Origin of the sequence: Mycobacterium sp. E3198 (genome assembly GCF_001667015.1) — a bacterium.
GTDB lineage: Bacteria > Actinomycetota > Actinomycetes > Mycobacteriales > Mycobacteriaceae > Mycobacterium.
The window spans coordinates 1-696 of sequence record NZ_LZIS01000167.1; the positions used below are offsets into that span (position 1 = coordinate 1).

The 696-nt window shown below is 64.1% G+C and carries 1 protein-coding gene; it reads left to right on the forward strand.

Annotation, left to right across the window (positions count from 1 at the left end):
• Positions 1-19: 19 nt before the first annotated feature.
• On the forward strand, positions 20-696 hold a 677-nt coding region (locus A5673_RS30650; RefSeq protein ID WP_082958827.1), incomplete at its 3' end, for a cyclopropane mycolic acid synthase family methyltransferase.

Consider the following 696-nt stretch of genomic DNA (forward strand, 5'->3'; position numbering starts at 1 on the left):
TTACGAAGAGTCGCAATCGATCTATGACGTTTCAGACGAGTTCTTCGCGCTCTTCCTAGACCCGACGATGGGGTACACCTGCGCGTATTTCGAGCGCGACGATATGACCCTCGAGGAGGCGCAGAACGCCAAGTTCGACCTGGCGCTGGGCAAGCTGAACCTCGAGCCCGGGATGACGCTGCTCGACATCGGCTGCGGCTGGGGTGCCACGATGCGCCGCGCCATCGAGAAGTACGACGTGAACGTCGTCGGCCTGACGCTGTCGGAGAACCAGGCCGACCACGTGCAGAAGATGTTCGACCAGATGGACACGAACCGCTCGACGCGGGTGCTGCTGGAGGGCTGGGAGAAGTTCGACGAGCCGGTGGACCGCATCGTCTCCATCGGCGCCTTCGAGCACTTCGGCCGCCAGCGCTGGGGCCACTTCTTCAAGATGGCCTACCGGGTGCTGCCGGCCGAGGGCGTCATGATGCTGCACACCATCACGCGTCCCACGTTCAAAGAGGCCAGGGCGCAGGGCAATCCGCTCACCCACGAAGTGGTCCACTTCACCCAGTTCATCCTGGCCGAGATCTTCCCGGGCGGCTGGCTACCGACGATCCCGTCGGTCGAGGAGCACGCGGAGGAGGTCGGCTTCAAGATCACGCGCACCCAGTCGCTGCGGCTGCACTACGCGACGACCCTCGAAACGTGGGC